This is a genomic window from Paenibacillus mesophilus (assembly GCF_005938385.1).
In the GTDB taxonomy this organism is placed as follows: Bacteria; Bacillota; Bacilli; order Paenibacillales; family NBRC-103111; genus Paenibacillus_AB; species Paenibacillus_AB mesophilus.
Genome location: NZ_VCRA01000024.1, coordinates 102,199 through 109,850, shown reverse-complemented (window position 1 = coordinate 109,850; position 7,652 = coordinate 102,199). Strand labels below are relative to the sequence as shown.

The 7,652-nt window shown below is 53.9% G+C and carries 4 protein-coding genes; 3 read left to right on the top strand and 1 reads right to left on the bottom strand.

Translation table 11 applies throughout. From position 1 onward, the window contains the following. Positions 1–290 precede the first annotated feature (290 nt). The 3 genes from FE783_RS29130 to FE783_RS29120 all read left to right on the top strand — a co-directional run bounded on the left by FE783_RS29130 (position 291) and on the right by FE783_RS29120 (position 6,154). On the top strand, positions 291–1,103 hold the full coding sequence (locus FE783_RS29130) for an SDR family oxidoreductase (protein ID WP_138882908.1): 813 nt from the start codon (positions 291–293) through the stop codon (positions 1,101–1,103). 208 nt (positions 1,104–1,311) lie between these two features. Beyond that, positions 1,312–3,735, top strand: coding sequence for an EAL domain-containing protein (locus tag FE783_RS29125; RefSeq protein WP_138882907.1), 2,424 nt, complete (start codon positions 1,312–1,314; stop codon positions 3,733–3,735). A gap of 49 nt (positions 3,736–3,784) precedes the next feature. Continuing rightward, positions 3,785–6,154 (top strand): response regulator, encoded by a 2,370-nt coding sequence (locus FE783_RS29120; RefSeq protein ID WP_138882906.1) that lies wholly within the window; start codon positions 3,785–3,787, stop codon positions 6,152–6,154. On the opposite strand, the gene FE783_RS29115 is transcribed toward FE783_RS29120, so the two are convergent. Further along, positions 6,151–7,518, bottom strand: a complete 1,368-nt coding sequence (locus FE783_RS29115) for an extracellular solute-binding protein (protein WP_158302092.1) — start codon at positions 7,516–7,518, stop codon at positions 6,151–6,153. The genes FE783_RS29120 and FE783_RS29115 overlap by 4 nt on opposite strands. Between the last annotated feature and the right edge of the window lie 134 nt (positions 7,519–7,652).

Sequence of the window (7,652 nt, the reverse complement as noted above, 5' to 3'; positions counted from 1 at the left end):
TTCTTGTGCTACTTTCAGTCGGAGTTCTTCGTAGATGCTGTTCTTTTTCATGTTGTTCGCCCCCCCTCATCTATAGTGTACATGAGTTCACTATGATGACTCCATTCCAATTATGGGGCTTAAATGTAATAGAAAAATTTGGTTCGCTCTTTCATTTTTCGAGCCAAATTTCAGCGAAATAAGCAACTTTGGTTCATAAACAGTGAAATAAGGTTCGCTCCGAGGATACAGTTGCCGTTTTGGGTAATATAAGGGGGAATGGCCAAAAACGGTACAAAGGAGTGTCTACTATGCCGCAAACTCAAGTAAAGCCCGAACAGCAGCTGCAGCGCGTCAAGGATCAGGTCGCCTTCGTCACCGGAGCGGGGTCTGGGATCGGAAAAGCGGCCGCGATCCGGCTGGCGCAGGAAGGCGCGAAAGTATGTCTTGCCGATCTGAAGGAAAATCGTGCCGACGAGGTGAAGAAGCAGATCGAAGCTTCCGGCGGGCAGGCGATCGTCGTCGACATCGACGTGTCGGATCCGAAGCGGATGAGCGACGGTATCCGCCAAACGTTCGAGCAGTGGAAACGGCTCGATATCGTGTTCGCCAATGCGGGCATCAACGGAACGTTGACGCCGATCGAGAACATGTCGGAGACGGATTGGGACAACACGCTGACGACCAACTTGAAGGGAACGTTTCTCGCGGTCAAATATGCGATTCCCCATATGAAGCAAAACGGCGGCAGCATTATGATTACGAGCTCGATCAACGGCAGCCGCAAGTTTTCCGGCTTCGGCGCGTCCGCCTACAGCGCTTCGAAGGCCGGGCAGGTCGCCTTCGCGAAGATGGCCGCCCTGGAGCTGGCGCGCTACAAAATCCGCGTTAACGTCATCTGCCCGGGTGCGATCGATACGAACATCGGCGAGAACACGAAGAAGACGCCGCAGCTTAAGGAAATCGAAATCCCGGTCCAATATCCGCAAGGCAGCCAGCCGCTCGAGCATAAGGCGGGCACGCCCGAGCAGGTAGCCGATCTCGTCTTGTTTCTCGCTTCGGGAGAATCGAGCCACATATCCGGAACCGAGATCTTTATCGACGGGGCGGAATCGCTGTTGTAATCGGATGCAACCATTTTCATACAAGATCCATAGAAGAAGTCGCGAAAATCGCGGCTTTTTTTTCTTTTATCCCTGCTATAATAGTAATGATTATTAAGAGATTTACCGATATATCGAAGGAACTGCCAGGATGGATGTTGCTGGAGGAATATGGAGTGCGGATAAGTCAATCTTGAATCGGACTTATCCGTGGAAATGAGGAGAAGGGATGGAGCATGTACATGGCTCATACGATAAATGGCTTGTCGTATTTTCGTATGTCGTCGCCGTCGCGGCATCATATACCGTTCTTGATTTGGCAGGAAGAATAAGCACGTCCAAAGGACGCGGCCGGTGGTTATGGCTTGTGTTCGGCGCGGTCGCGATGGGCATGGGCATCTGGTCGATGCACTTCGTCGGGATGCTCGCCTTCACGCTGCCCGTTCCGGTCGCCTATGATCTGGTCACGGTCGTGCTGTCGGTAGCGGTCGCCATGGCCGCATCCTTTATCGCGCTATACGTTGTCGGACAGAGCAAAGTAACCGTTCGTCAATTGCTAGGGGGCGGCGTGCTCCTTGCCGTCGGCATTTCGGCGATGCATTATATCGGAATGGCCGCGATGCTGATCGATATCGAATACGATCCGATCTATTTTACATTATCGATCGCCATCGCACTGACCGCATCGATCGCCGCGTTATGGCTGGCGTTTTATTTCCGCCAAGGCGGAGAACGGGGAGAAGGTTGGAAGAAGCTGGGGAGCGGGCTCGTTATGGGCGCTGCCGTCGTCGGGATGCACTATACGGGCATGATGGCGGCGGACTTTCATCTGGGCGGCAGGTCGGAGCTCGCCTCAGGCATGGTGCTGGATCAGAAGCGGCTCGCTTATTTCATTTCGGGAGGTACACTGTTTACGCTCGGCTTGTCGCTGCTCGGCATATTCATCTCCAGAAAGTTTTCCCATAAAGAATCGGAAATGAACGAGCACGAGAAATGGTATAAATCGTTGTACGAGAATAACCAGGACGGCATCATCACGGTCAATCTGCATAATCAAATTATCGGATTCAACCCCGCCGCCTCCAAGATCACGGGATTGCCCGGCTCCTTGCTGCTCCATCAATCGATCGACGCGATCCTTCCCGTTATCGCCGAGGAGGAGCGGGAACGTACGCGGGGCCTGTTCCTGAAGTCCTTCAGCGGCGAAATGCAAGTCTATGAAACGGCGATTATTCATCGGGGAGGGCACCGGGTCGAATTGAGCGTGGTGAATGTTCCGGTGAAGCTGGATGGACAAGTTGTAGGCAACTATATCATAGCCAGGGATGTGACCGAGGAGAAGCGGACGAAGGAAAAAATTCAATATTTGGCCTATCACGATGAATTGACCGGATTGCCGAATAGACGAATGTTCAACCGCGTGCTCTCGGAGACGATCGAGAGAGAGTCCGCGCGATTCGCCGTCATGGTGATGGACATCGACCGTTTCAAAATGATCAACGATTCCCTCGGTCATACATACGGAGACTTGCTGCTGCAGGAAATATGCCGGCGAATCGGCGCGTGTACGGCAGGGCTCGAAGTGACTTTGGCGCGAATCGGCGGGGACGAATTTACGCTTCTCTATGACCATTGCTTCGAGAATGACGACGCCGCGAATTTGGCGGAACGCATCATAGGAGCGATCGGGCTTCCTTACCGGCTCAAGGAAAATGATTTCTATGTTACGGCGAGCGTCGGAATAGCCGTGTACCCGGACGACGGACAAGATGCGGTCCAATTGCTGAAAAATGCGGACACGGCGATGTACGAAGTGAAGAAAAACGGAAAAAACGGGTTTCAGTTTTTTACAAGCGAGCTGAACGAGCAGCTGCTGCAAAAAATACAGCTGGAGGGCGATCTGAGGAAAGCGATCGAGCGGAACGAGCTTCTGCTGCATTACCAGCCGCAAATTCGAACGTGCGACAGCCAAATCGTCGGCGTCGAAGCTCTTGTGCGCTGGAATCACCCGACCAGAGGCCTATTGGCCCCGGGCGTGTTCATCCCCATCGCGGAAGAGTCGGGAATGATTTATGAACTGGGGACTTGGGTATTGCGTGAAGCGTGCCGGCAAATGAAAGAGTGGCACGACACGGGAGGGCCGCTCATTCCCGTATCGGTCAATTTGTCTTCCCAGCAATTCCATCAATCCAATCTCATTGACTACATAAGAAAAATTTTGGAAGAGGCGGGTCTCGCCCCCCGATATCTCGAGCTGGAGATTACGGAGAGCATGATGATGAACGCCGCCGTATCTGCCGGTATTTTGAACGAGTTAACCGAATACGGCGTCCGGATCAGCTTGGACGATTTCGGCACAGGCTACAGCTCTTTCAATTATTTGAAGCAGTTCCCGATTCACAAGCTGAAAATAGACCGGTCCTTTATCCGGGATATTGCCGTCAATAAGAGCGATAAAGCCATTGTTGCGACGATCATTTCGATGGCGCAGCATTTGGATATGGAAGTTGTCGCGGAAGGAATCGAGACGAAGGATCAGCTCGACATATTGACCGACAACGATTGCAAGGAAATACAAGGCTTTTACTTCAGCCGGCCCTTGTCGGCCCGCGACCTGGAGAACGCTTTTTTTGTTCCGATGAGAACGGTTTGAATGTTGTTCGGCAATTCCAGGAAACCATAGCAGAAGAGAGGGATTTGGCGTGGAGCATGTGCATGGCTCGTATGATACGGTGCTGGTTATATTTTCGTATGTCGTCGCGGTTGCGGCATCTTATACCGTTCTTGATTTGGCAGGGAGAATAAGCACGTCCAAAGGGCGCAGCCGGTGGCTCTGGCTGTTGTTCGGCGCGGTCGCCATGGGGATGGGCATCTGGTCGATGCATTTCGTCGGGATGCTCGCCTTCTCGCTGCCCGTTCCGGTTGCATACGATCTGATCATAGTCTTGCTGTCGGTTGCAGCAGCCATAGTCGCGTCCTTTATCGCGCTTTACATCGTCGGCCGGAGCCGGGTAACGGTACTGCAGCTGCTCGGGGGCGGAATGCTGCTTGCCGCCGGCATCTCGACGATGCATTATACCGGAATGGCGGCCATGCTGATCGATATTACTTACGATCCGTTACTATTTGCGTTATCGATCGTAATCGCGCTGATCGCATCCGTCGCCGCGTTATGGCTTGCGTTTTATTTCCGAAAGGGCGGGGAGCGCGGAGAAGGCTGGAAGAAGCTGGGGAGCGGGCTCATTATGGGCGCCGCGGTCGTCGGGATGCACTATACGGGCATGATAGCCGCCGATTTCCATTTGGGGGGTAAATCGGAGCTGGCGGCGGGCATCGTGCTGGATCAGAAATGGCTCGCGTATTTCATTTCGGGCGGCACGCTGTTTACGCTCGGTTTATCGTTGTTCGGCATTTTTATCTCGAAACGGTTTTCACTCAAAGATTCGGAAATCGAGGAAAAAGCAAATGAAATTTTGATGATGAACAGGGAGCTGCGCCAGTTGAACGACCATCTGGAGGAGTTGGTGCAGGAACGCACCGCGCAGCTCGAGAAGGCGCACGATGAAGCGATCAAGGCGAATATGATCAAGAGCCAGTTTCTGGCCAATATGAGCCATGAGCTGAGAACGCCGCTTAACGCCATCATCGGGTACAGCGAAATGCTCGTGGAAGATGCGGAAGATCTCGGCGAGCCTTCCTTCGTGGAAGATCTCGGGAAAATAAGCAAAGCGGGCAAGCATTTGCTTTCGTTAATAAACGATATTTTGGATATTTCGAAGATTGAAGCCGGTAAAATGGACATGTACTTCGAAACGTTCGATTTGACGAGTTTGATCGGGGATGTGACGACTACGGTCAAGCCGCTGGTCGAAGGCAACGGCAACCGGTTTGACACGCGCTCGATAGAAGGCGAAATGACGACCGATGTGACGAAGCTGAGACAAATATTGATCAACCTGCTCAGCAACGCAAGCAAATTTACGAAGGACGGCACAGTCGTTCTCGAAGTGTATCGCGAGACGAGAGAGAATAAAGACGGCTACTGCTTCCGTGTCCAAGATACGGGAATCGGCATGTCGGCCGAGCAGGTGGAGAAGCTGTTCCAGCCTTTCACGCAAGCCGATGCATCGACTACGCGCAAATACGGGGGTACCGGACTCGGGCTGGCGATCAGTCAGCGCTTCTGCAACTTGATGGGAGGCGATATAACGGTGCTAAGCGAGCCGGGGAGCGGCAGCACGTTCACTTGCTGGCTTCCGGCCTCCCCATCCGCGCAGGAAACGATCGCCGATGCGGCTGCAGCGTATGAGGAGCAGCCGGAAGCGTACAATCGGGTGAGCATTCTTCTGATTGACGACGAGCCGTTCAACCAGCAATTGATGCGGCGCTATCTCGCCAAGGAAGGATGGACATTGGCGGTTGCCGAGAACGGACAAGAAGGGCTTCAGCTCGCGAAGAAGCTGCGCCCCAAAGTGATCTGTCTCGATATTCTCATGCCGGGCATGGACGGGTGGAGCGTTCTGTCGGTCATCAAGAGCGATCCGGAGCTGCAGGACATCCCCGTCGTCATCTGGTCGATGACGAGCGACAAGCAGCTCGGCTATGCGCTCGGCGCTTCCGAGTTTCTGATGAAGCCGGTGGATCGGGAGCGTCTGATCGGTGTCATGGACAAGTTTATTTCGAACCGGACCGACCATTCCGTCCTGGTCATCGAAGACGACGATACGACAAGCGAATTAATGGCCAGGATGCTGCAGAAAGAAGGATATTCCGTCACCCGGGCCAGAAATGGCCGGCTCGCTTTGGACTGCATGGCGAGAAGCGTGCCCGAATTGATCTTGCTGGACTTGATGATGCCCGAGATGGACGGTTTTCAATTCATCGAGGAGCTGCGCAAGCAAGAAACATGGAATGCCATACCGATCGTAGTCGTGACGGCCAAGACGATTACGCAGGAGGACCGGATGAAATTGAACGGCTATGTGAAAGGCGTCATTCAAAAAGGATCGTTCGAACCCAAATCGTTACTGATGGAAATTCGCCGATTCGCGGACAAACGGCTTCAAGCTTAACCGCTCCGCAAAATATCCGCGATTTTGGATCGCATCCCGTCCTCGCTTTGCAGCTTGGCCCAATACAGTCTCGCTTCCTTGATGACCGCGTCCATCTGCTCGACCGACAAGCCGATGTCGGTGAACAAGCGCAGAAAAGGCACGAGCCCGCGGAACAGCAAAAAGCCGGGAGGGCGGTACATCGTTTCCTCGCCTTCCCATTCGGCTGCAGACGGCAAGGCGGGGATGCTCAGCGTCTTCGTCCTCAGCACCATCTGAGCTTCGTCCGACACCAGGAAGTCGGCGAACGTGCGGGCGGCCGCAACGGATTCCGAGCGCGTGTTGACGGCGGCCCCGATCGTCATCAAGATCGTCGCGTCCGTCCGCAGTGCGGGCAATGGCGCGATGTCGAACGGGACGTCGGTTCCGCGAAGATAGTTCATCGCCATGTATGAGGTGATGATGACCGATACTTTTCCTTGCGCGAACAACTCCTCCGCGGCGGCATCGCTTCCCGACAGGAAAGTCGGGAACGTGTTCGGCGCGTTTATAATTTCCCGGCACAGGTTCAGTCCTTCCATTAGCCGGGAGGCGACCGCTTCGGCATGCGCCGACGTATCCCTACCCTGCAGGGCGAAAACCGGCCAGCGGTTTTTGGAATGAAGGAAGAAATAAAATCCGAATCTTTCGTTCTCGATCGTGAGCCGGGAAGCGTCTTGAAGCAGTCTGGTCCAGCTGTCCGGGCGATACGGGTCGGGCAAGCCGGCTTCGCGCAAATGATCGCGGTTGTAGCACAGCACGAGCGGAGAGAAGACGAACGGCCGAACATACTGCTTGCCGCCGCTTGTGAAGGCATCCGCCAGGAACGGGTACACGGAATCATCACGCTCGAATTCATACAGTAAATCCAACCGGCCGCGTCTTGCGAAATCGTGGAAATTGTTGTAATTCATTCCGACGACATCGAGCATGCCGGATTCCATATATTCTTTGACCGTATCATAATATTTCTCGATGCCGATCGGGATCGGCTGAACGTGGACGGACGGATATTTCAGATGGAACCTGCGAATAAGCTCGGCCATTTCGGCTTCGCGGTCGAGCGCCGACGGGTATCCAAATTTTAGGCTGACCGTAAGCTCGGGCAACGATTCCGCCACCCGGTTGCCGATGCGGGCGATTTTCTCGATCAGCCGTTCTTCGACGAGCTTCTCGAGCCCTAGGCGGATCAGCTTGTTGCTAAGATTGAACTGCTTGGACATTTCCCGCTCGGTCGGCAAAAATTCGCCGGGTTTTCGTTTGCCGGTAATAATATCTCCCCGCAAAGTGCCGATCATATGGTCGAGGCGGAGGCGAAACGTTTTTCGGCTAGAGGTGTCGGTCATGGCTGCTCCTTTCCGGCCAGCTCGGGGCTTGTTCGTATTCATCCAAAGCATATCCGACTTGTCCGGGTGAATCAAGGACGGAGCTTGCAAAAAAAAGGTCCGTGTACGTATTGACACGGGCTTCTTTTTGTTTT

Coding starts and splice junctions, on each gene's coding strand:
- FE783_RS29130 (WP_138882908.1), top strand. CDS start 291: ATGCCGCAAACTCAAGTAAAGCCCGAACAGCAGCTGCAGCGCGTCAAG.
- FE783_RS29115 (WP_158302092.1), bottom strand. CDS start 7,518: ATGACCGACACCTCTAGCCGAAAAACGTTTCGCCTCCGCCTCGACCAT.
- FE783_RS29125 (WP_138882907.1), top strand. CDS start 1,312: ATGGAGCATGTACATGGCTCATACGATAAATGGCTTGTCGTATTTTCG.